The sequence below is a fragment of the Alcanivorax sp. VBW004 genome (assembly GCF_009718865.1).
GTDB lineage: Bacteria > Pseudomonadota > Gammaproteobacteria > Pseudomonadales > Alcanivoracaceae > Alcanivorax.
In genome coordinates this window covers 2641844-2663768 of the sequence record NZ_WNHC01000001.1, presented here as the reverse complement: position 1 = coordinate 2663768, position 21925 = coordinate 2641844, and the positions used below count along the sequence as shown (strand labels likewise).

Genomic DNA, 21925 nt, shown 5'->3' with positions numbered 1-21925 from the left:
TGGCGCGGACATACACGTCAACGTCGTCAGTTGAAACGCAAAAGGACAACAGCATGAGCCAACCCGCCACCCTCGCCGATGCGGCCGCCCTGGCCCACGACATTGAAAGCCGGCTCAATCAGGTATTGATTGGCCAGCAACAGGTCGTCCGTGAAGTGTTGATCGCACTGATTTCCGGCGGCCACGTTCTTATTGAAGGCGTGCCCGGCCTGGGCAAGACGTTGCTGGTGCGCAGCCTCGGGCGAGTACTGGAGCTGGACTTCAATCGCATCCAGTTCACCCCGGACCTGATGCCCACCGACGTGACCGGCCACGCCATGTACGACCAGAAAACCGAACAATTCCGCATCCGGCGCGGCCCGGCGTTCACCCAGCTGTTGCTGGCTGACGAGATTAACCGTGCCCCGGCCAAGACCCAGGCGGCACTGCTGGAAGTCATGCAGGAACGGCAGATCACCATCGAAGGCAAAGCCTTTACCCTGAACGAACCCTACATGGTGCTCGCTACCCAGAACCCGCTGGACCAGGAAGGCACCTACCCGCTGCCGGAAGCAGAGCTGGACCGGTTTCTGTTCAAGGTGCTGATTGATTACCCCGGTCATGACGACGAAACCCGCCTGGTGAATATGGTGCTCGACGGCACCATCCGCGCCAGCCTGGACGTGGACAGCCTGAGCCCGGCCACCGATGCGGCCGGCTTGCAGGCCATGAAAGCACTCAGCAACGACGTACTGATTGACGCCGAAGTGCTGGACTATGCCTTGCGCATCGTCCGTGCCACACGCGATTTCAACGGCCTGAGCCATGGCGCCAGCCCCCGCGCCAGTATTGCGCTGGCCCGGGCGGCCCGCGTGCAAGCCCTGTTCGAAGGCCGGGATTTCGTCACCCCGGACGACATCCAGCAAGTGGCCCGCCCGGTACTGCGCCATCGCATCCAGCTCAGCGCCGACGCAGAAATCGAAGGCCAGACCCCGGAAACCGCCCTGGCCCGTCTGCTCGACCAGGTGGAAGCACCACGGCAATGAAGCCCGCTCCGCGCCTGCTTATCGCCGTTGCCCTCTGGGCCCTGAGCGCGATCTCCCTGCTGTTCTTCAGCGGCAGTATCGCGAGCCTGCTGTGGTGGGCGGCCGGGGCGATTCTGGCGGCCTTTGCCCTGCTCGACCTGCTCCACGGCTGGCGCCGGCCGGCACCGTCGGCAGAGCGTATCGTGCCCAATGCCCTGTCCGTGCAACAGCCCCACGCGATCAAGGTACGCATTCCCTCCGCCGAACTGCCGGCGCGGGCCACACTGGCGGACCACCACCCCGGCGATGATCCGCTCACCGGCCTGCCCTGCCTGCTAACCCGTGCGGAGAATGAACTCACCGAATTCACTTACCACTACCGGCCCAGCCGGCGTGGCCCGGTGGCGTTCGGCGATTTGGAATTCTGGTTCCCCAGCCAGCTGGGCTTCTGGTCGCTACGCAAAACCTGCCCGGCCCATTGCATCGTGCCGGTGTACCCGGATTTTTCCCGCATCAGCCAGACGCAGCTGGATGCCAACCACTCCTTCCTGCTTACCGGCAGCCGGCTCAAGCCCCGCCGTGGCGAAGGCATGGAGTTCCACCAGCTCCGCGAGTATCACCCCGGCGACAGCCTGCGTCAGATCGACTGGAAAGCCACTGCCCGCCGCCGCAGTTTGATCAGCCGTGAATATCAGGATGAGCAGAATCAGCAAGTACTGATCATGCTGGATGGCGGCCGGCGCCTGGGCATGCCGGTGGGCAAGCTCACCGGCTTCGACCATGCGCTCAATGCCTCGCTGCTGCTGGCCTGGAGTGCGCTCAAACAGAAAGACAAGGCCGGCGCCATGCTGTTCTCCGGTGATCAGCCACGCTGGCTACCGCCAGTGCAGGGCCAGAATGGTCTCAATCATTTGCTGAACGGGCTCTACGATCTGCACCCCAGCCAGCACGCCAGCGACTTCAGCCTGGCCGCCCGCCAACTGGTTCGCCACAGCCGCCGACGGGCGCTGGTAGTGCTGGTGACACGGCTGCAACACGAGGATCTGGATGACCTGCTCAGCGCCGTCGGCTTGATGCGCCGCCACCATCTGGTGCTGATTGCCGACATGCTGCTGCCCGAACAGGAAGCCCTGGCCCGTAAGCCGGTGGAGGATTTCGATCAGGCGCTGACCGTCTGTGCCGATGCCCAGGAACAGAAACAGCGCGAGCAGCTGCACACCCGCCTGCGGCACGCCGGCGCCCTGGTCACCAGCGCCACACCGCAAAACATGCCGCAGCAATTGAACCATCTATACCTGGCGTTAAAACGCAGCGGGCGGCTTTAGTCGGATTACGCCTTTCAGGCTAATTCGACCTACTTGAGAAGTTGGGTTTTGTAGGTCGAATTCACCCAAGGGCACAGAGAGCCTGAAAGGCGTAATCCGACAACCCATCGCCTACGCAAACAGCGGCTGCAAAGCTTGACGCAAAGACACGCCCTCGCGGCCATACGCCGCTTTTAGCACCTCACACCAGCGAGCCGGTCGTTCGGCAAGGCCTTCGGCCAACAAGCGCTCGGCTTTCGCCTTTACCTTCAAGGCGAAGGCCACTTCATCACCGCCATCGCCATTCAGGTTATCCAGCGACACCCGGAAATCATGCCCACAAGCGGCACAGAAAAGCGCCTCTAAAGCCTGAGGATAGACTTCCACCTGGGCAAACTCCGCCTGCTGATCCGCACTGCGGCCATCCGGCGCATACCAGTAACCGTAGTCTTCCTGTTGCCGCCGCGCTGCGCCGGCCACGCACCAGTGGGCGATTTCGTGCAGGGCACTGCGAAAATAATCATGGCTATAGCAAATTTGGTGGGGGTGGCCTGGCAGGTAAACCGGTTCACTGGCACCGCCTACCAGCACGGTGTGGTGGGAATCGAAAAAAGTCGCCCGAAACAGGCGCTCCAGCTCACCACTGGCGTACACCTGTGAAGCGCTTTGCGGTATGGTAGCCGCCTTCGTCTGAACCTGATTCTGATCTATTTCGTTCACCACACCCGTTCCGTTTACAACAGTAGCACTTGCCTATGTTATCCCGCCGTCAGGAACTTGCCGCCCAACTCACCCTCGCACTGCCGATTCTGGGTGGGCAACTGGCGCAGACGGCCAACGGCTTTGTGGACACCATGATGGCCGGGCGGGTCAGCGCCAATGACCTGGCCGCGGTGGCCGTGGGCGCCAGTATCTGGGTGCCCCTGTTCCTGTTCATGACCGGCGTGCTGATGAGCGCCACCCCGGTGCTGTCGCGACATCTGGGCGGCGAAGCTTATCATCGCATCAACCCCCTCGCCCAGCAGGGGCTCTGGTTGGGCCTGGGGCTGGGTGTCCTGTGTGCGCTGATTTTGCGCAGCGTTGCCCCGGTGCTGGTATGGATGGACGTGGACCCGGCCATTCGGCCCATGGTCAGCGGCTACCTGGATGCACTTAGCTGGGGCATGCCCGGGGCCGCCATCATGCTGGCGTTACGCAGCTATACCGAAGCCATGAACCATACCCGGCCGGTACTGCTGATCAGCGTGATCGGCCTGATGATCAACATCCCCAGTAACTATGTGCTGATCTACGGCAAGCTCGGCTTCCCGGCCATGGGCGGCGTGGGCTGCGGCTGGGCCACCTCGCTGGTGATGTGGTCCATGGCGTTGATGATGATGATCTACACGCACCGCCACCCGGTCTATCAGCACGCGCCATTGAACCTGCGGCAACGGCATTTTGAACGCACCAGTCTGGGCTACATGCTGCGCCTGGGCTTACCGGTGGGGCTGACGATTTTCTTTGAGGTGAGCATCTTTGCGGTCATCGCCCTGCTGATCGGCAGCCTGGGCGCCCAGGTCGTCGCCAGCCACCAGATCGCGCTCAACTTCACCTCCCTGATTTTCATGGTGCCACTGAGTTTCGCCCTGGCCGCCACCGTGCGGGTGGGCCACGCCCGGGGGCGCAGCGACCGGGACGGCATCCGCGTGGCGGTGCAGGTGGCCATGGCCATTACCCTGGTCGTGGGCATCACCGCCGCCTCCAGCCTGGTGCTGGCCCGCCACTGGATTCCCCGTATTTATACCGACAACGGCTCGGTGATTGCACTGGCCAGCTACCTGTTGCTGTTCGCCGCCCTGTACCAGGTTTCCGACGCCCTGCAGGTGTGCGCCAATGGTTGCCTGCGCGGTTTCGAAGACACCGGTTGGCCCATGATGATGACCTTGCTGGCCTACTGGGGCATCGGCCTGCCCATCGGCTATGGTCTGGCGCTGACGCACTGGTGGGTGGAACCCATGGGCCCCGCCGGGTTCTGGATCGGCCTGGTGGCAGGCTTGACCAGTGCCGCCGTATTCCTGGGCTGGCGCTTGCGCTGGCGCCTCGCCCAGCCATTGCCGGTACCGCCAACAACCTCGCAGAAAGACCTGGCCGCCTGACCCGGATACCCCTCGCCTTACAGTTTTTACACCCTGGCAGCGCTTTCATTGTGTCATTTGCATTTTCTTTGCATCGTTTCTGTAGATAATAACGATTCTCATTTTGGTTGGCTTGCCTCTACATTCCTATGACTCCACTTTCGATTACCTCCCGCACCCTGGCCGCGGCTCTGGGTGGCTATGGTCTAGGTGCCCTTGCGGCCATGGCCCTGGCCGTTACCCTGCCCGTGGCCCGAGATCAGGCCGTGATCATCGGCATCATGGTGGCGTTCCTGTTATGTAGCGGCGCGGCGATTTGGGCGTTTTCCGCCCGCTCAGCCTGGCGGGCCTGGGCCGGCATTCTGGCCCCCAGCCTGCTGCTGGCTGGGCTGTATCTGTGGGGTCTGCCCGCATGAATAAATCATTTCGCCAATCCATGGCCTGGCTACACACCTGGACCGGCCTGTTACTCGGCTGGTTGCTGGTGGCCATTTTTATTACTGGCACCAGCGCTTATTTTCGGGAAGAAATTACCCTGTGGATGCAGCCGGAAGTGCATGACTCCACCCTGCAGCCGGGTACGGTCGAGCTGGCAATGGCAGCCCTGAATGCCAAGGCCCCGGATGCCAAATCCTGGGACATCAACTTGCCAGGGGCCCGTCAGACCGCCGTCGAGTTGCGCTGGCAACCCGCCAAACAGCCGGAAAACGGGGGCCGGCGGCGTGGCGAACAAATGCTCATGGATGCGGACAGCGGCGAGGTCGTTGCACCACGCGCCACCCGCGGCGGCAACTTTCTTTACCGTTTCCATTTTGAACTCTACGGCATCGACCGCCTGTGGGCCCGCTTGCTGGTCTGCCTGGCCACCATGTTCATGCTGATCGCCATTATCAGCGGGGTGATCACCCACAAGAAAATCTTCAAGGACTTCTTTACCTTCCGGCCGGGCAAGGGGCAGCGTTCCTGGCTGGACGCCCACAACGCTACCGCGGTCCTCGCGCTGCCCTACCATTTCATGATCACCTATTCCGGCCTGCTGCTGTTTATGACCCTGATCATGCCCTGGGGAATCGACGCAGCCTATGAGAATGACCGCCGCGCGTTTTTCTCCGAGGTATTTTCTCGCGGAGAAGACGCGGCGCAACCTGGCTCGCCGGGTCAGATGGTGCCGGTCGGGCCATTGATCGAGCAAACCGAAACCCGTTTCGGCAAACCGGTAGAACGCATCCAGATCACCAATCCCAACCGGGACAACGCGCAAATCACCTTGCGGGTAAACCGGGATCCGGCGGTCACCGACCGCCAGCGCGGTGGCGATCCAACGCAAGTATTCCAGGGCAATACCGGTGAACTGATCGACACGCGCATCCCCGCCAATGATCCGGTCTCACCGGGCTGGCGGATCTATAATTTCTTTACCAGTGTGCACATGGCTCGCTTCGCCGATCCGCTAACCCGCTGGCTGTTCTTTCTGTTCGGGGTCGCAGGTTCCGCCATGACCGTGACCGGCATGCTGCTGTGGGTGAGCAAACGCACCCAGCAATTACGCCGGGACCAGCAGCCCGACCGGGCCCTGAAAATGGTAAACGGACTGAACATGGCCTCCATCACCGGGCTGATGCTGGCCATCGCCGCCTACTTCCTTGCCAACCGTTTGCTACCGGTCACGCTGGCTGCCCGCGAAGACCGTGAGATTCAGGTCTTCTTCATTGTCTGGCTGGTGTCACTGGTGCATGGTCTGCTGCGCCCGAACCGCCACGGCTGGATTGAGCAGGTCGCTGCCGCCTCGCTACTCTGGCTTGCCATACCGGCAGTCAACATTTTCACCACGGCGTCGCACCTGTTTACGAGCCTAGCTTGGCAACATGCGGCCATCGCCAGTTTCGACCTGGTCTGCCTGATCCTTGCTGCCCTGGGCGGGTATACCCTGTGGCGTTTGCAGCGCAAACCGCTGCCGGCAAAAGCACGCGGTGCCCGTGCGCCGCGCCGTGCCAACACGGCCAGTGAGCAACCTGCCGGAGAATCCCCATGACGATGGCCCCGCCATTGTTTCTGGCGCTGGCTCTGGCCTATGCCGGCCTGACCAGCCTGTCTCTGGCCATGAAACGCCACCATGACCAGGTCATGGGCCGCAAGCTGCAACCGGAACGCGTGCACTATTACCGATGGCCCGGCTGGTTGCTGTTGGCGTTATCGCTGTGGGTCACGTTGACGGTCTGGCCCCTGGGGTTGGCGCTGTTTATGGCCGTGGGGCTGGTGGCAATAGCCGGCTTGCCACTGGTGTTTTTGCTGCCGTATCGCGCACGGTTGGCCGGACGACTGGCTGTCGCCTTGCCCGTGTTGGCCATGCTGACCTGGTCGACGGTGGCACTGGCTTAGCAGCCTGCTAGGGCGCTGTCAGGAGGGTTGGCGGATCATCCACACAGGTTGTGGCCAGCAAGTACCGGTAATAGTCGGCACTGAGCCAGGGACGTCCACTGAGCAAGTGATTCAGGTACCAGCGCTCCGGACGCAGATCATCGGCTTGCCACTCGGTATTGGCGATATAAACCCAGGTGTGCCGTTCACCCTCATCGGTCTGCACCAACAGTCGCTCACGGCAATAACGGACCGGGTGGCCCTCGAACGGATCCATACGCTCGATTTCCCGGTGGTCCCATAACTGGTACAAGACGCCCTGCACCTCCGCCCCGCTATGCTCCGCCTTCACGATGTTCGCGTAGGCAATCCCTTCTTTGCCATGGGCGCGCTTGTTAAATGCCAGTTGCCAACCGGGCAATTGCGCCCGCAACGATTGCCGATAGCGCATGCCCCGCACCGCCATTCGTGCCGGGTTCATGTTCGACCCATAGGCAAAGTAATAATCACACTCCACATATCGCTCCTGGTTATTGCTGGACGCCAGATGCCCGACGACGTACGCCTTCATTCAAAACCTGAAAAACTTAAACCTTTCGCCATGCTCTCTGCACAAAACACATTACCCATTATTTCCTGAATAATGGCCCTCCTTCAAAAGGAGGCACCGCAATATCGAGAGCCTCTCAGCCTATGGGGTTTTACGTCAGGCATCCGGCCTCGAGCGTTAGGCAAAGTGCGGAACATGGCTGTCAGGAAATATCACCTGCAGACAGGCGCTCTCTTGCCCCACGGCGAGCCCGTTTTATCCCACACAAACCGGTTATCTGCACCCGCTTGCATGGCATCGCATGACAGGCTAACGTGAATTAACGGGCCGTGCTGAACGATCCGCTGTGATCGTGCTCGCGTCCCCCCAAGGAAACGTACCGGGAGGTGCCCATGTCTCAGGCGAACCGGCAACACCCTGGCGGAAACAATGTTGTTTCCTTCTCTCCACGCCGCAAAGCGGCCAAGCCCCCCATTTTGCGTTTATCCCCGGAATACGATGGCATTGAGCTGTTGTATGCCAACGATCATCACCCCGACAAACTGTTCTCACTGAAGATACTGGCCTGGGCGAGACTGGCCAATGGCGACACCGTGGCCATGGTTCCCTGGCTCAAGGAACCGGTCACCGCCATGGCCCTGGCCGACCCGCTGAATGGCCGCTGGGAAGGCTACCGCCTGCCCGGCAGCGATTACCTGTTCGTGGAGGCGCCAGAGCACAAGGTGCAGGAAATGGATGCGGCCCTGTCGTTCTTTGGCAAGCCACAACCCGGCGAACAGGCCATTCAGGAAATCCCGGATACCATCGGCACCCATGCGGTCTTTTCGGAAGACAACTTCCACACCATCAGCCTGATGGAAGTGGTGAGCTGGAAGCTGTTTGCCGATGGCACCCTGTCAGCCATGGTGGCACAGGAGAACGACCCGGTTGAGACACCGATTCTGCCCGGCGCAGAATGCCTGACCACCGCACAATCGCTGCCGGCCTTCCGGTATTTCTTCCAGCACGGCATTGCCAACAAGTTAAAGGAGAGAGACCCGGAAGCGCTGGCGGCGGTGGCCATGCTGGCGACGGAAAGGTAAAGGCAATTAATAGTTAATAATGAATAATTAATAACGGCGCGGAGAGGCGCTAGTTGGGACTTCAACGCATGAGGCCGCGACCAAAGGTTGGTCGCGGCCTCTTGCGCTTTTTACTGAGGCGCTATCTCGCGCAGCTATTAACTATTCATTGTTCATTGCTTTTTACGTATCCAGTACAGATACACTTCCCCCCGCTGTTCCTGCCCTTCCAGGGTATGACCCAGAAACAGACAGAACTTGGGGATGTCCCGTTCGGTGGAGGGGTCGGTGGCGCGTACTTCAAGCAATTCTCCTGGGGCCATATCACGTACCTTGTTATGGAGCATCATGACCGGCTCCGGGCATAGCAGGCCGGTGGCATCAAGGTGGTGTTGCGCATCCATGGGGAAGGCTCCGCAGCGAACAAATCGGGCGGCCATTATAACGATTATGTGCGTTTTCGCAGCCCCGAAGTCCTGCGCCCTTTTTCCCCGCAAGCGGAATCAGGGCGATGCTGCGCAGTTGGATGCCGGAGGAACCCCCGCCATGACCTGGTCGATAAACTGGTTAACCCCCTCATTCCCCCGATAGGCCAGATTGATATGGCGAATGACGCCACTGCTCCCTTCGGTATCCTGTGCCTGCCAGGTCAGGTTCACCCCCGCATTGCAGTATTGATTACGCAGGCTGACAGCCTGGCCATAGGCCACCAGCCCGTCCTCCACCTCATGGTACTGATAAACCGGCACGCCAATGCCCGCGCTGCCTAACTCGTTTTCCGCAATGCGCTGCAAGCGCGGACCGGTGAGCGGGTTGATATCCGTCACGTCGGCCAGGGAGACACCCTGAAAATCCTGCAGCAATTCCAGTACGCACATGTCGCTAACCATGTCGGCTACGGCCTGCTGACCCTGGGCATTCAGAAATGGCGCCAGGGATAATTCCGGGTAAAGATTGTCCTGCCCCAGCAACGCATAAAGCAGGACCCCAAACCCGTCCTGCCCATTCAAGGGAAGCGCCACCTGGGCCAGGTTGGCAGGCACTCCACCTGCTGCAATACCGCGCAAATTCAATTCCGGGGCATAACTGCCCAGCATCTCCCCGGCCCACATGGCAGCACCGCCGCCCTGGGAGTAACCACGTAACATGACCGGGGCGGACTCAGACAGGCCAGCCTCGGGTAACCGTTGCGCTGCACGCACCACATTAAGCAATGCCGCGCCCATGGATTCGCCAACGATATACGTGGTGGCAGGGTTCGGGTGGTACCCCACGTAATCCGTCACCGCCACCGCATACCCCCGCGCCAGCATGTCGTTGATGGCCGGCTGCTCGTAATAGGCGCCCTTGTCGATCATCTTCGAGGGCGCGCAACGAAAGGCAGGCCCAGCCGTTCCCGGAGCCAGACCGATGATGGGTACCGCTGCCGGGTCTTCCCCTTTCGGTACCAAAACGGTACCCGTCACCACGGCCGGGTTACCCAGCCCATCGGTGGACATGTACATAACCTGCCAGGCGTCAGCCAGCTCCCTAGCCCCAGGAGGGCCAGCCAGGGAAGGTCGGGATCGTATAACATCGCCGGGCAAGCCGGCGGGCAAGGGTTCAGGTGGCAGGTAGAAGCTGTCATCGGCATGTACAGGATTAACCGGCATCAACATCACCAGGCCCCACAAGCTGACCGCCATTGCAGCGGAGAGAAGTCGTCGCTCAATATGAATCATCATGCCATGCCTTCCTGGGTTTTTCGGGTATCGGAGAATTTGCCTGTCAGCTTCATGGCTGCGGGCTCATCATGATGTTCAGGGTATTGTCCGGGCCGGCCAGAAACAGGTTTACCAGTTCCGTCATCACCCCGCAGCCGGCAAACGCGGGTAGCGTGTATTTTCCGGTCAAACGCCCGCCGGTGAGTGGATCAAAACTTTCCCCTGCCGGCGTGGACAGAGACAGGGCAACCGGTTCGCCGGTCGTACAGCTTTGACCATTGCTCTGACTGATTGGGAAACCGAACACTTTCAGGCGCAGGTTATTCAGCGTCATGCTGACCGCTTGCTGCACAGTCATATTGCCGTTGCTCACCGTACCGCCGAGCTCACCCACCGTGTCGAAGCTCACACGGGCATCCAGGCTCAGGGTTTTGAAAAAACGGATAATGCTCACGTCGATGCTGGAATCTTCCAGCTGCAGCTCACCGCTCAGGCTGGAGCCTCCCGCTGTACTGCTGATCTGCAGCATTCCCTCCAGGGGTAACACAACGCCCTCCTTGATCAGGCTTTCACCTGCAAACTCAAAATCTTGTTCGGTGTTGTTGCTGCCAGTAACCGTCAAGGTGTGTAGTACGTCATCCTGACCCGGCATCAATGTGCATTCGCTTTCGAAATCCCCAAGCCCGGTAGGATTGCCATTCCCGTCCCTGGGCTGAAGGAACATGACCAAGTCGCCAACCCGGATATTCACCCCACCCTGATTGGCTTCAGTGAACGTCAGCGGTGGCGTTTCGCCAGAGGCCGCCACGGTAAAAGTCCCTATTTCGTCAGGCAGGGTTTTATCTGTGATTGTCATTGGCAAGGTCAGAGGAAGATCAACACCCTGACCACTGATGGAAGATTGTGCCTCAACCTTACCGGCCAGCGCGTGGGTACCGACAAAGCTCAGACCATTCCAGGATTCGGCGCTGACCTGCGCGTTTGCCTGAATCTGGAAAGCGCCGGTGGATTGGCCCGGAGCAATGATTTCTGGCATATCGGCAGTGATCTCCACACTGAGCGGCTGTTCCTCAATCAGCGGGAAAACACAGCTGTATTCCAGCGAAGCGTTAACCGGGACGGCCATGACCTGCCTCGCCATCATCAATATCGCCGCCGCCAGAAATACGGGGTACAGCCTGTTAAGGGATAAAGATGTCATAGTTATTTCCGTATAAATTGCTGCCTAAAACAAAGCCCAGGCATCTGGCTTAGGCAGCAATTCGTGAGCTAGAAAAGACGCTGTGCCCGGCCGGGCACAGCGTGTTGCTTGTTCCGAATCCGTAATGGGCGCCCCGCTTACGCGAGACACCCTTGTCATTACTGTTACGGCAGGTTCGGAGTCAGGGACAGGTCAATGGTGTTGCCGCTGCCAGCCATAAAGACATTCAGCAGATCGGTCAGGCCACCACAGTTCTCCAGACCCGGCAGGTCATACGTACCGGTGAGGTTGCCACCGGTTCCCAGCGGATCGAAGCTTTCGCCTTCCGGAGTGTTGAGCTGGATGGAAACCGGCTCGGAGGTGCGGCACTCATCGCCACCACCAACCGGCAGTGACCAGCCGAAGATAGACATCTTCACGGTCGGCAGCTTGATGTACATCTGGGTTTCTGCCGTCAGCGCACCGCCATTCAGGTTACCGGTGGTTTCACCCACTGTTTCAAACTCGATGTCAGCTTCGGCAGTCACACGCTTCCAGCCGTACAGGATACGGAAGCTGCCACTGGTGGGCTCAAGAGAGAGATCCGCAGTGAAGTCGCCGGTAGCCAGGTTCAGCATGGCGTTAATGGCACCGGACAGATCAACGTCGCCGTAGGCTTTCTTGATCAGCGTGCTGCCAGTCAGGGCATAGGGAACCTCAACTTCGCCACCACCGTCGCTGATACCAGAACCGCTCAGCGCAACGTCTACGCTCGGCTCATCCATATCGCTGGACTGGATAGTAAGAGTGGCGCCTTTGGAGCCTTCACCTGCAGGAGTAAAGGTCAGATCCACATCACAGGAATCACCGGCTGCAATGGTTGCACACTGGTGGCTCTGGATGAACTCGCTGGCATTGGCACCACCAACAGACACGCTGTTGATGTTCAGGGCAGCAGTACCTTCGTTAAGGATGCTGACGCTGCCGTCCTTGCTGGAGCCCACGGTGACAGAACCAAAGTTGACGGACGCAGGATCTACTGCGATGTCAGCTTCAGCAGCCATGACACTCTGGCCCATCAGCGCAACAGAGGCTGTCGGGGTATCCGGATCATCAGACTGAATTTCCAGAGCCGCGTTGCGAGCGCCTTCGCCGGTAGGCATAAAGGTCACATCGACGCTACAGCTTTCGCCTGCAGCGACAGTGGTACAGTCGTTGGTCTGCATGAAGGAGCCAGCATCGGCACCGGTGATGGAGATACCGTTGATACCCAGGGTTTCGCCACCCGAGTTTTCAACCGTAACGCTCAGGTTTTCAGTCAGACCACCTTGCACCTGACCAAAGTCCAGCTCTTCCGGGTTGACGGCAATATTCTGCTCGGCCACACCGGCTTCAACGTCAAAGGAATGCAGCAGATTGGTCACGCCATTTTCATCCATGCGCGCCTGGTCCATGGCACATTCCACCAGGAAGACTTCAGGATTGTTCGGGTCATGCCAGGCAGAACCGAAGTCCACATAGGAGCCGTCAGCCTTGCGGGCAATCATGGCCAGAGTCATGTTCTCTTCCACGAAGATATCAACCACGCCCACATTGTCTTCAGTGAAGGTCAGCGATGGCGTATCCCCGGTGGCGACCAGATCAAAGGGACCGGAAACCCCGGCAATATCGGTAACCGGAATATTGAGAGGAATGGTCAACGGCAAGCTGAGAGAGTTACCACTCACGGTAGAGTCTGCCTCGGCAGTCCCTTCGATGGTGGTAGCGCCAACAAGGCTCAGGCCCTGCCAGGTATTCCCTTCGGCAGTAGCAGTGATGTTCAGGGTGAAAGCCCCTGTGGCTTCACCAACACCAATGCTTTCAGGCATATCCGTTGCAATGTCGGCTGTCAGCGGCTGCTGACCAATCAGAGGATATGTACATTGAAAGTACATATCGGATTGAACCGGTACCGCTGATGCTGCACCACTGGCGGCCAGCAAACCTGCTGCTGCCAGTGACCGCATCTTGAACGGTCCGAAGGTCATGTTTTGGGGGATCATGAGTAACTCCTCGTTTGGATTTATTCTCAATATTTTTAGGCGTATATCGCAGCGCATAAATGGCGTCTTGGCAGCCTGACTGCGATCCATGTACCCGCAGCGTTAAAACGCTGAGCAGTTTTCTCACAGGCAACAGTGAATTTGCTCACGAGCACATGAATGCCATTATTCGCAAGCCACATTCAGGTGCATTGTTGTGAGTGACGTATTTTTTGTTAAAAGAGTCAGCTGTGATGTTTTACTCATGAAACCTGAGACAGCGGACCACAAATAAAAACAGCAGCATCAGGGCTTCTGATGCTGCTGTTATAAAGATAATCACACTGTGGAATATTAACGTTGGGACGATTGTGCAACACCACGGCGCATATCGCCCGGGGTTTCACCTGTCCAGCTCCGGTAGGCCTTGGTAAAACTGGCTTGATCACTGTAACCCAGCACTTCAGCGATTTTCTGCAAAGGCATATTGGTGTCTTTCAGGTAACGGTTGGCAAACGTCTTCCTGACCTGACTTCGAATAAGATGAAACGACACCCCTGCACTTTTCAAATGATGTCGTAAAGAACGGGCGCTCATCCCCAGGCGCTCACCAACACGCTCCAGAGAGCCTTCCCGACCAGGATATTTCATGACCAGCTGGCGAACTCTGGCCACTACTTCCATGTGTTCATCGTCGATTACCTCTTCTTTTGAGCGGGCACTGGCCAGATAATAGGCGAGCTCATTATTACCATCCCGGGCAGGCCGACCAGATAGAGGAACCACCACCTGATTACTCTTCTCACCAAAGGATAAAAAGGCTGAAGGCGCAATTTTTTTCCATTTCTCCTTACTTGTCGCAGTACAAAAATCAAACTCGAAATGGAAGCGCCGGCCAATGAGCGAGGTCAGCGTATAAATGCTGCCCATATAGACTTGAACCATAAAGGGACGCAGCTCGTTGAGCTCCCAGACATCCTGCAGTGCAATACGTAGATCTTCACCACTGCAAGAGACTTTCATGTCGAGAATCGGCAAGGAGACACGCAGGTATTGCACCACCATGCTGGCCAGTTCGCGGTAATCTTTCTGTTTTAATAACGCAAATCCAAGCAGACCATGCCCCTGCAGATCCAGCTGTTGCCCAAATTCGAAACCGGCCTGTTCATCCGGGAGAAAACGCTGGGCATTACCCATCAGTTCAATTACCTGTTTCATGGTTAGTAACACACCCTGCGGCTGTGCCAGAACGGCTTCTAGGGAGGTCCCTTCCAGCAAGGCCTGCCGGCTTATCCCCCGCCCTTCCATGAATTCAACAAAGCGCTCGGCATAACGTCCGGAAACCAGCGGAACTTCGTAAGCCATACTGTTGATTTTAAACATTTATCAATCCCTCGACCGTATCCCTTTTTATTCTCTTGTTTGAAAAAGGACCGTGACCTGTAAAAAACCATCCCGTGGTTACTACAGTATAAGCTGCCCGCCAAACACGACTTCCGGCTCTCCTTAACGAACAGGCAGGACAAAGTTACAAGCATCCATATAGCGTATTGTTATTTTCAATGAGCCTAATGGGCCGATTGATCAGCCCTCCACACCTAACTGTATGGATTTTATTGATGGCGCCTCATTCAAACGGCGTACTTTAATTTTCGGCCACTCACCAATGTCTTTTTCGCCCTGATTTTATGCATGCAAAAAAAGAGCTTTTCCAGCAGTTGACCGCTAATGACAAAACTTCGGCCGCTTTGTCATCTTTCTTATCATCGCCGACAGAATTAACGTGATCTGATTCAAAGTTTATTTGTGACTGCCTTTTAAGGGCGGCGATATTCATCGATTCTCCCTGCCACGCTTGATAAATGAATAGAGCATCAGTCAGTCTTTTTTCTCACTGACAAAAGGTCGAATTACAAAGAGGTCGTATTTCGCGCAACAGCGGGTTTATAACAATAATTCAAGGAGCCATAACGATGACGTCCCTTCGCTACCCGGTGGCCGGTCTTATTCTCGTTTTTTTGCTTGCCTTCGGAATCTTTCTGGTTGCCCTGATGCCAGCGGCCGTCATGACGCCACTGCTACCCACTCCGGCCACAGAAAATGCTTCGCTCCCGCCTCCCAAACTCTATGGACTCTGGTGGAATGGACAGGGGCAAGCGCAATGGGAAGGGCAACAGCTGGACATCACATGGCGCCTGGACTGGCGCGGCCTGACCCCCGGGCTGGAATTAGGGTTTGAGTCCGGTCAGGTCAATGCCACCGGGTGGGCCGGAGCAGACTGGGGGGACTGGCGTTTCGAGCATTGGCAAGCCAGTATCCCGATCGCCTTGCTCAATGACTTTTTGCCGCAAGGTAAAGCCGAGGGGCAGCTCGATATTTCACTGCCCCAGCTGTCACTGGCAGGCACCGAGATCAGCGCCATCAGCGGCAAACTTGCCTACAGTGGTGGCACCGTAACTCTGGGACCGGGAATGGACCGTCAGGTACCGGCCATTGATGGAAAACTGGAGATGGAAAAAGGCGTCCCCGTACTCACCGTTACCGGACCGGATCAACAATCGCTGGCCCATGCCAACCTGACAGGCAAAACCCTGACACTGGAGGTGTTCCGCGCCCTGCCCGCCCTCCTGGAAATGAGTGAAGGCGGCAACGCCACCGATGTGGTCTTCAGCACCCGTCAGGACCTGCCGGTATCGGCCCATTCCGGCTGAGCCGGGGGCGTCCAGAACGTCGCCAGGCCGATCACGGCTGCACTGAGTGCGGCCGCCAGCAGGAAATGCGACGCGTAGCCCAGCCAGGCCACACTGAAACCGCTGGCCAGCGTGAACGCCCCTACCGCGAACAGTTGCACGGACGCTTGCACCGTATAGTCACTGCCTTCATGACCGGCGCGGCAGTAATCCATCATCACCACAAACAGCGCCACCGTAGACAGGCCGTCCGCCAATTGTTCGAACAGCGCCACCGCCCAGATCCATACCTCCGGCGGCGGGGTGTCTGCCCCCCAGCTTGCCACCCACCACCAGCCAATAAACGACAGCGCCTGCAAGCCGGCAAACCCGAACAGCGCCACACGACGACTTAACCGCATCATTATCAGCCCCGCCAACCCGGCACCCGCCAGCCCGACCAATGAAGCCACCAGGTCCAGAGTGCCGATTTCTGCCAGGGTCCAGTGACTATCGACCAGGAATGGTTTGATCATGCGGGTGCCAAAACCATCCCCCACTTTGTAGCCAAGCAGGATCACCAGCCAGACAACCAATCCTGGCCGCCGCCAAAACAGGGCCAACTGGCGTAGCCACCACCGCAGGGTCACCGGTTTGCGTGGGCGCACCGGTTCAAGAGGCTCATCAAATCGCCAGGCAGTGAGCGCCACCAACAGCAACATCGCAATAACGGTAAACAGCGTAGCTTGCCAGCCCAGCCAGCCGACCAGAATCAACAAGGCGCCGCTACCCAGAATCATGCCAACCTTGTAACCACTGACCTGAACGCTGTTACCCAGGCCACGCAACCTCGGCGTCAGTAGCCGGGCGGCCAGACCATCGGTGGCAATGTCCTGGGTGGCACTGAACAGGTTGAGCAGAAACAGCATCACGATCAGGACGGCGAACCCTGCGCCGAACAACCAGGCCTGAGGCAGCATGGCGGCCGCTGTCAGTACGCTCATCACTCCGGTCAGGCAGACCAGGATCCAGCGTTTTCGGTGATTGGGGCGGCCGCTTCCCCAGCGATCGACCCAGGGCGCCCAGATAAACTTCAGCGCCCACGGCAAGGCAGGCAAAGCCAGCAGGCCAATCCATTCCGGCGACAGCCCTGCATCACGGGCCAGCGCCGGCATGGATTTTCCCAGTAACCCTGCGGGCAGACCCTGAGCGAAATACAACATGCCCAGGGTGGCAAACAAAGGGGCGGCCCGGCCGCGCCCGGTACTCACCGTCAGTAATCCCGGTGGAAGCTGGCCCACACGGTGATTTCTTCCCGGTCGTAATACAGATGGGCGGCTTTGATCACTGGTTCACCCAAATGCTCCATGCGCTCCATGGCCGTGGTGAGCTTTTCCAGCAGCTGCCAGGTTTCCTGGAAACGACGTTTCATCGGCAATTTCAGATTAAACAGGGCAGCATTGGCCCAGCCTTGCGTGAGCCACTTTTCCATTTGCTGCAGGGTACGGGCGGGCTTGTCCACCACATCGCATACCACCAGATCCACCTTGCTGCGCGGGCGCCAGGTGAACGCATCTCCGGACACATGCTGCACCGGGTATTCATCCAGCAGGCGCGGATCCATCTTGCCGTGGTCCACCGCCTGAACACGAATCCCCCGCCGTGCCAGCTGCCAGCTCCAGCCGCCCGGAGCGGCGCCCAGATCCACCGCCGTCCTGGCGTTCAGTGCATCGGCACTGCCGAAGAAGCGAATCAGGGCTTCTTCCACTTTCAACGCAGAGCGGCTGGGCGCCTCTGCAGGTAATCGCAAGCGCAGCACGCCGCCTTCCACCAGTGGTATGGCGCTGGGGCTGGTGCTGACCCAGCCGTTGTGGGAGTCACTGAAGAAAAGGTGAACCCGTTGTTTTGCCTTTGCTCGCAGCAAACCGGCTTTTTTCAAGCGGGGTTCCAGTGCCTTGCGGAATCCCCGCAGGAAACGCTGTAATTCCCGGCCTTCATTGGTATCCGGGTGCTCCAGATAGAGCTCGGAAAACGGCCCGGCCTGCTCCAGCAGAGGCCACAGCGCGGTAATACGGTCATCCCCGATATCCGAAAACTCGCCCACACACACGCTCAAGGTGCGCGCAAAGATCAGCCCGCTATCCTGCAGGCTGGCCAGCGACCCCTGCTGGCTGTGCCACAGCACGTACCCGCTGTTGGCGGTGGCGCGGGGGTAACCCGCCACCATCTGGTCTGCCGCATGGAAATTCAGTTCGGCGGCCAGGTCCGTTTCAAAACCCGGCCGGCACAGGGCCAGCAGGGTCTCGGACTGGGAATTCAACAAGTCACTGTGCATGAAGGTCTCGCGCTGGTTACAATGTGGCCCATTGTCCTTATCACAACGGCTGGATCAATAATGAAAATAACACTGCCGCTGACTCTGGGCCTCTGTGCCTTGATTCCCCTCGCTCACGCTGACGAAGAATTGGCCCCACCGGATGTGGATTTCTACGCTGAAGCCCAGATGCTCCGGGCCGATATGGACCCGTACGGATTCGATACGGCGGACGGGCTGAATATTAAGATAGGTATGTGGCTAAACAGTGTAACGCTGGGAAAAAACAGCCGTTTCGGGCTGGAAGGCGGTTTCGTCAGCCAAAGCGAAATCTCCAATGACAGCCAGTTTACCCGCGCACCCAGTGTTTCCGAGCAAAACGCCGGGGCAAGCTCCGTCCGGGTACAGGAAGAAAACTCTCTGGATCTGGGCGGTTTTACGGTCGGGGCGCTGTGGCAATCGCCTTACTGGTTCTACCTCCGAGGCGGCGGCTACATTTACAATTTCAAGCAAGAGAATCGTCAGGACAGAATATTGCTGGACGGTAGCGGCAACACTGTCAACACGGTAAATGACGCCCCCGTTAGCGACAGCCAGAGCGGCATTGCTCCCTATCTGGGTGCCGGCCTTGCCGTGCCCCTGCTCGACAATCTTTCCCTGACCGTGGATTACCAGCAGACCCAGCTTGAGTCTGAAAGCTACGGCACCATGGGCATTGGCCTGCGTTATAGCAATTAAGCCGCAACACGCAGCATGCTTCACGCTTGCACGCGATGGGATTCTCTTAGCGTGATGCGTGTAGCGTGCCGCCTGGCCGCGTTACTTCACAAACACCACGGTTTTGTTGCCATCCACGATCACCCGGTCTTCCAGGTGCCAGCGCACCGCACGCAACATCACCTGCCGCTCCACATCCTGCCCCAATGAGCGCAATTCCGCCGCTGAATGACGGTGGCTCACTCGCTGCACGTTCTGCTCGATAATCGGCCCCTGATCCAGATCTTCCGTCACGTAGTGGCTGGTGGCACCGATCAGCTTTACGCCCTTGTCGTGAGCCTGCTGATAAGGGTTCGCCCCCACAAAGGCCGGCAGGAAGGAGTGATGAATATTGATCACTCGATGCGGGTAATGGGAAACAAAATTCGAACTGAGGATCTGCATGTAACGGGCCAGCACCACCACATCCACCTTGCCGTCGAGTTTGGCCAGGGTCTCGGCTTCCGCCTCGGCCTTATTGTCTGCATTGACCGGAATATGATGGTACTCGATGCCGAAGCGCTCCACTTCATCGCGCAAATCATCATGATTACTGATCACCATGGGAATGGTGGCAGGCAGATCGCCCCGGGAGGTACGCCAGAGCAGATCCATCAGCACATGATCGTGCCGTGACACCAACACCGCCATGCGTTTTTTCTCACTGGCGTAACTGATTTGCCACTGCATGCCATAGGGTTCAGCCACCCGGCTGGCAAAGTTATTGCGCAGCGCTTCCCGGGAGCAATCCAGTTCTGGTGTCTGGAACTCCAGGCGCAGGAAGAAGGTGCCGCCATGGGCGTCGCTGGAGTGCTGATCGAAATCGGTAATGTTGGCGCCGTGGTTGTACAGGAAGGTACTCACCGCGCTGATAATTCCCGGCTTATCCGGGCAGGTCACCAGCAGGCGTGCCGTGTCGGCATCATTAACTGTCATGGACGTCTCAGGGCTAATCGTTAGTGAGAGCAAGCATGGCGAACCTGTTACAGATTGACGCCAAAATGCTCTCGACGGAAATTGGACGGCGTTTTCCCGGTCCACTTTTTGAAGGCCCGGTGGAACGAGCTGGCTTCACTAAAGCCCATCAGCAACGCGATTTCGTCGATGCTCAGATCCGGCTTGGAGAGATAATACACCGACGCATCCTTGCGGATGGCATCCTTGATCTCCTGGTAGCTGGTGTTGGCTTCCTTGAGCCGACGCCGCAGGGTCTGCGGGGTCATGTTCAATTTGCCGCAGATTTCCGTGAAATCCGGGAAGCTGTTGCCGTATTCGTTGGAAATGATCGCGCGAATCTGTGCCGGCAGCCCCACATTATGAATGTTGCCGTCGAATAGCTGGGCCAGCGACTCCTTCAGGAACTTGGACAAAGACAGCTCGTTCTGCACCAGCGGCAAATCCAGGAAGTCCGCCCGGAACGTCACCGCATTCTGATCGGACATATACTCGATGGGGCAATCGAACAGAAAGCGATGCTCCTCATCATTGCGCACATCCGAGTAATCCAGTTTAACCTGCTGAGGCTCGATGGCCTTGCCCACCAGCCAGCTCATGAAGCGCAGCCAGATAAACAGGGACGCTTCGATAATCACTTCACGGAAGTCCAGCCGCGGATCAGCGACCACAACGAGCCTGGCCACCTCACCATCGCGCTCGATCCGGGACTGCAGGCTCAACTCGAACAGGTCATAAAAGCGGATGCCCCGTTCCACGGCAGAGCCTAGGTTCGGGCAGTTGATCACTGCATGGGCCATCATGGAAAAGGTGCCGGGCTTCGATTTGCGGCCCTGCCCAAACCCCAGGAACTCATCCTGAGTCTGAGTCATGATCAGCAGCATCATCCGGATGAAGGTATCCCGCTCGATGGTTCCATCCGGATCATCCAGCATTTGCCGGGGAATATTACACTTGTCCAGAATCTCGGGAATGCTGGCACCGGAGCGAGCCGCGCCCTGCAACAGCTTCACCACCCGATTAATATTGATCGTTCTGCGATGGTACATCGACCTCCACCCTCACACCTTAGGGGAACCTTTGGATAACACCGTGTATCTTCAGCAGGCCCGGAAGGAGCGTTATCCTTCAGACCTCACACTCGCTGGCTTTCAGCCTGGCACACACCCGTTTTGCAAGGTCCTGGGAGGCATACAAACACCGCCAAAACCGCGTTTTGATGTGAGCACGCCTGAAAGCCTGAGCCTGCGTGGCGTTATTCAGAAACTCCAGGCATTACCATTAAGCGAAACCGCGCCCGTCAGCATTGTCATCGGCACGTTTATTGTTTGCCGGCCTGCTGTTTTCAAAGAGCCCGGGAGCGTCAATCATAAAGAAACTGGCCGGAATTAACATACTGTCTACCGCTGCAAAACCGTTGCAAGGTGATTCTGGCGTGAAAAACCGCCCTTCACACAGATTTCACCCTTGTTATCCCGCGCTGTCTACGATAAAAATCACTAATGAATGTTCTCGTCGTTGAAGACAACAAGGCTGTCAGCCTGATCATCTGCCGCATCATCGAAGAGCTCGGCCACCAGTATGTGCTGGCCGCAGACGGTGAGGCCGCACTGCGTCTATACCATCAACGGGACATCGACCTGCTGATCCTGGACGTGGAACTGCCCATTCTGGATGGTTTCACCGTGGCCCGGGACGTGCGTAATGGAAATGCCCATATCCCCATCCTGTTTATTTCCGGCAACAGCAGTGAAGCCTGCTTCCAGCAGTGTCTGGATGCCGGCGGCGACACCCTGATGCCCAAACCCTTACGCCCCAGTGAATTGCGCACCTGGCTGAACAGCAGGCTTGTTACCCACCACAACAGCGCCCCTGCCTCCCCCGCCGCTGGCTGACAATGCCTGGCGCAACAAACAAGAAGCCTGAGCCTGCCC

23 protein-coding genes are annotated in these 21925 nt (G+C 58.2%); 11 read left to right on the top strand and 12 right to left on the bottom strand.

The window, feature by feature from the left end; all coding sequences use genetic code 11:
* The first annotated feature begins 53 nt into the window (after nt 1–53).
* Nucleotides 54–1025 (top strand): MoxR family ATPase, encoded by a 972-nt coding sequence (locus F1529_RS12080; RefSeq protein ID WP_007151047.1) that lies wholly within the window; start codon nt 54–56, stop codon nt 1023–1025.
* Nucleotides 1022–2329, top strand: a complete 1308-nt coding sequence (locus F1529_RS12075) for a DUF58 domain-containing protein (protein ID WP_155135054.1) — start codon at nt 1022–1024, stop codon at nt 2327–2329. The genes F1529_RS12080 and F1529_RS12075 overlap by 4 nt, the downstream gene beginning before the upstream one ends.
* 111 nt (nt 2330–2440) lie before the next feature.
* Here F1529_RS12075 and F1529_RS12070 read toward each other — a convergent pair whose 3' ends face one another.
* Nucleotides 2441–2962 (bottom strand): elongation factor P hydroxylase, encoded by a 522-nt coding sequence (locus tag F1529_RS12070; RefSeq protein ID WP_370457071.1) that lies wholly within the window; start codon nt 2960–2962, stop codon nt 2441–2443.
* A gap of 101 nt (nt 2963–3063) precedes the next feature.
* Here F1529_RS12070 and F1529_RS12065 point away from each other — a divergent pair, with 101 nt between their 5' ends.
* The 4 genes from F1529_RS12065 to F1529_RS12050 all read left to right on the top strand — a co-directional run bounded on the left by F1529_RS12065 (nt 3064) and on the right by F1529_RS12050 (nt 6804).
* A complete protein-coding gene (locus F1529_RS12065) occupies nt 3064–4446 on the top strand; it encodes an MATE family efflux transporter (protein ID WP_155135051.1) in 1383 nt (460 codons plus the stop codon).
* 128 nt (nt 4447–4574) lie between these two features.
* Nucleotides 4575–4841 carry a DUF3649 domain-containing protein gene (locus tag F1529_RS12060; RefSeq protein WP_007149092.1) on the top strand — a complete coding sequence of 89 codons (267 nt, stop codon included), beginning with the start codon at nt 4575–4577 and terminating at the stop codon, nt 4839–4841.
* Nucleotides 4838–6457, top strand: coding sequence for a PepSY domain-containing protein (locus F1529_RS12055; RefSeq protein WP_155135047.1), 1620 nt, complete (start codon nt 4838–4840; stop codon nt 6455–6457). The genes F1529_RS12060 and F1529_RS12055 overlap by 4 nt, the downstream gene beginning before the upstream one ends.
* Nucleotides 6454–6804: a DUF3325 domain-containing protein gene (locus F1529_RS12050; RefSeq protein ID WP_196220400.1), complete on the top strand. Its 351-nt coding sequence runs from the start codon at nt 6454–6456 to the stop codon at nt 6802–6804. Before F1529_RS12055 ends, F1529_RS12050 begins: the two co-directional genes overlap by 4 nt.
* A gap of 7 nt (nt 6805–6811) precedes the next feature.
* Here F1529_RS12050 and F1529_RS12045 read toward each other — a convergent pair whose 3' ends face one another.
* Entirely contained in the window at nt 6812–7354 is a 543-nt protein-coding gene (locus F1529_RS12045) for a gamma-glutamylcyclotransferase family protein (RefSeq protein WP_155135044.1), read from the bottom strand.
* 371 nt (nt 7355–7725) lie between these two features.
* Here F1529_RS12045 and F1529_RS12040 point away from each other — a divergent pair, with 371 nt between their 5' ends.
* Entirely contained in the window at nt 7726–8415 is a 690-nt protein-coding gene (locus F1529_RS12040) for a hypothetical protein (protein ID WP_007148318.1), read from the top strand.
* Nucleotides 8416–8567: 152 nt separating this feature from the next.
* Here F1529_RS12040 and tusA read toward each other — a convergent pair whose 3' ends face one another.
* The 6 genes from tusA to F1529_RS12010 all read right to left on the bottom strand — a co-directional run bounded on the left by tusA (nt 8568) and on the right by F1529_RS12010 (nt 15135).
* Nucleotides 8568–8798, bottom strand: coding sequence for a sulfurtransferase TusA (tusA, locus tag F1529_RS12035; protein ID WP_155135041.1), 231 nt, complete (start codon nt 8796–8798; stop codon nt 8568–8570).
* Nucleotides 8799–8897: 99 nt separating this feature from the next.
* Entirely contained in the window at nt 8898–10118 is a 1221-nt protein-coding gene (locus tag F1529_RS12030) for a lipase family protein (protein WP_230457780.1), read from the bottom strand.
* Between the two features lie 49 nt (nt 10119–10167).
* Complete coding sequence (locus F1529_RS12025; protein WP_155135038.1) at nt 10168–11298, bottom strand: DUF6801 domain-containing protein; 1131 nt, start codon at nt 11296–11298, stop codon at nt 10168–10170.
* A 164-nt stretch (nt 11299–11462) separates the two neighbouring features.
* Nucleotides 11463–13319, bottom strand: a complete 1857-nt coding sequence (locus F1529_RS12020) for a choice-of-anchor D domain-containing protein (protein ID WP_230457779.1) — start codon at nt 13317–13319, stop codon at nt 11463–11465.
* A 333-nt stretch (nt 13320–13652) separates the two neighbouring features.
* Nucleotides 13653–14681: an AraC family transcriptional regulator gene (locus tag F1529_RS12015; protein ID WP_155135035.1), complete on the bottom strand. Its 1029-nt coding sequence runs from the start codon at nt 14679–14681 to the stop codon at nt 13653–13655.
* Nucleotides 14682–14958: 277 nt separating this feature from the next.
* Nucleotides 14959–15135 carry a hypothetical protein gene (locus F1529_RS12010; protein ID WP_155135032.1) on the bottom strand — a complete coding sequence of 59 codons (177 nt, stop codon included), beginning with the start codon at nt 15133–15135 and terminating at the stop codon, nt 14959–14961.
* 136 nt (nt 15136–15271) lie between these two features.
* On the opposite strand from F1529_RS12010, the gene gspN reads away from it, so the two are divergent.
* Complete coding sequence (gspN, locus tag F1529_RS12005; protein ID WP_155135029.1) at nt 15272–16009, top strand: type II secretion system protein N; 738 nt, start codon at nt 15272–15274, stop codon at nt 16007–16009.
* Here gspN and F1529_RS12000 read toward each other — a convergent pair.
* Both F1529_RS12000 and rlmM read right to left on the bottom strand, forming a co-directional pair.
* A complete protein-coding gene (locus F1529_RS12000; RefSeq protein WP_370457013.1) occupies nt 15976–17268 on the bottom strand; it encodes an MFS transporter in 1293 nt (430 codons plus the stop codon). The genes gspN and F1529_RS12000 overlap by 34 nt on opposite strands.
* Nucleotides 17241–18302, bottom strand: coding sequence for a 23S rRNA (cytidine(2498)-2'-O)-methyltransferase RlmM (gene rlmM, locus F1529_RS11995; RefSeq protein ID WP_155135026.1), 1062 nt, complete (start codon nt 18300–18302; stop codon nt 17241–17243). The genes F1529_RS12000 and rlmM overlap by 28 nt, the downstream gene beginning before the upstream one ends.
* Nucleotides 18303–18362: 60 nt before the next feature.
* Here rlmM and F1529_RS11990 point away from each other — a divergent pair, with 60 nt between their 5' ends.
* Nucleotides 18363–19019 (top strand): outer membrane protein, encoded by a 657-nt coding sequence (locus tag F1529_RS11990; protein WP_196220399.1) that lies wholly within the window; start codon nt 18363–18365, stop codon nt 19017–19019.
* 81 nt (nt 19020–19100) lie between these two features.
* On the opposite strand, the gene purU is transcribed toward F1529_RS11990, so the two are convergent.
* Together purU and F1529_RS11980 are read right to left on the bottom strand one after the other, a co-directional pair.
* Nucleotides 19101–19973, bottom strand: coding sequence for a formyltetrahydrofolate deformylase (purU, locus tag F1529_RS11985; RefSeq protein WP_007149965.1), 873 nt, complete (start codon nt 19971–19973; stop codon nt 19101–19103).
* Between the two features lie 47 nt (nt 19974–20020).
* Complete coding sequence (locus F1529_RS11980) at nt 20021–21040, bottom strand: AraC family transcriptional regulator (RefSeq protein WP_007148680.1); 1020 nt, start codon at nt 21038–21040, stop codon at nt 20021–20023.
* 31 nt (nt 21041–21071) lie between these two features.
* Between F1529_RS11980 and F1529_RS11975 the strand changes: the two genes are divergently transcribed.
* Both F1529_RS11975 and F1529_RS11970 read left to right on the top strand, forming a co-directional pair.
* Nucleotides 21072–21383, top strand: coding sequence for a hypothetical protein (locus F1529_RS11975; RefSeq protein WP_155135020.1), 312 nt, complete (start codon nt 21072–21074; stop codon nt 21381–21383).
* Between the two features lie 110 nt (nt 21384–21493).
* The gene (locus tag F1529_RS11970) at nt 21494–21886 is read left to right on the top strand and encodes a response regulator (RefSeq protein ID WP_007148876.1); all 393 of its coding nucleotides are present in this window, start codon (nt 21494–21496) and stop codon (nt 21884–21886) included.
* Nucleotides 21887–21925 lie beyond the last annotated feature (39 nt).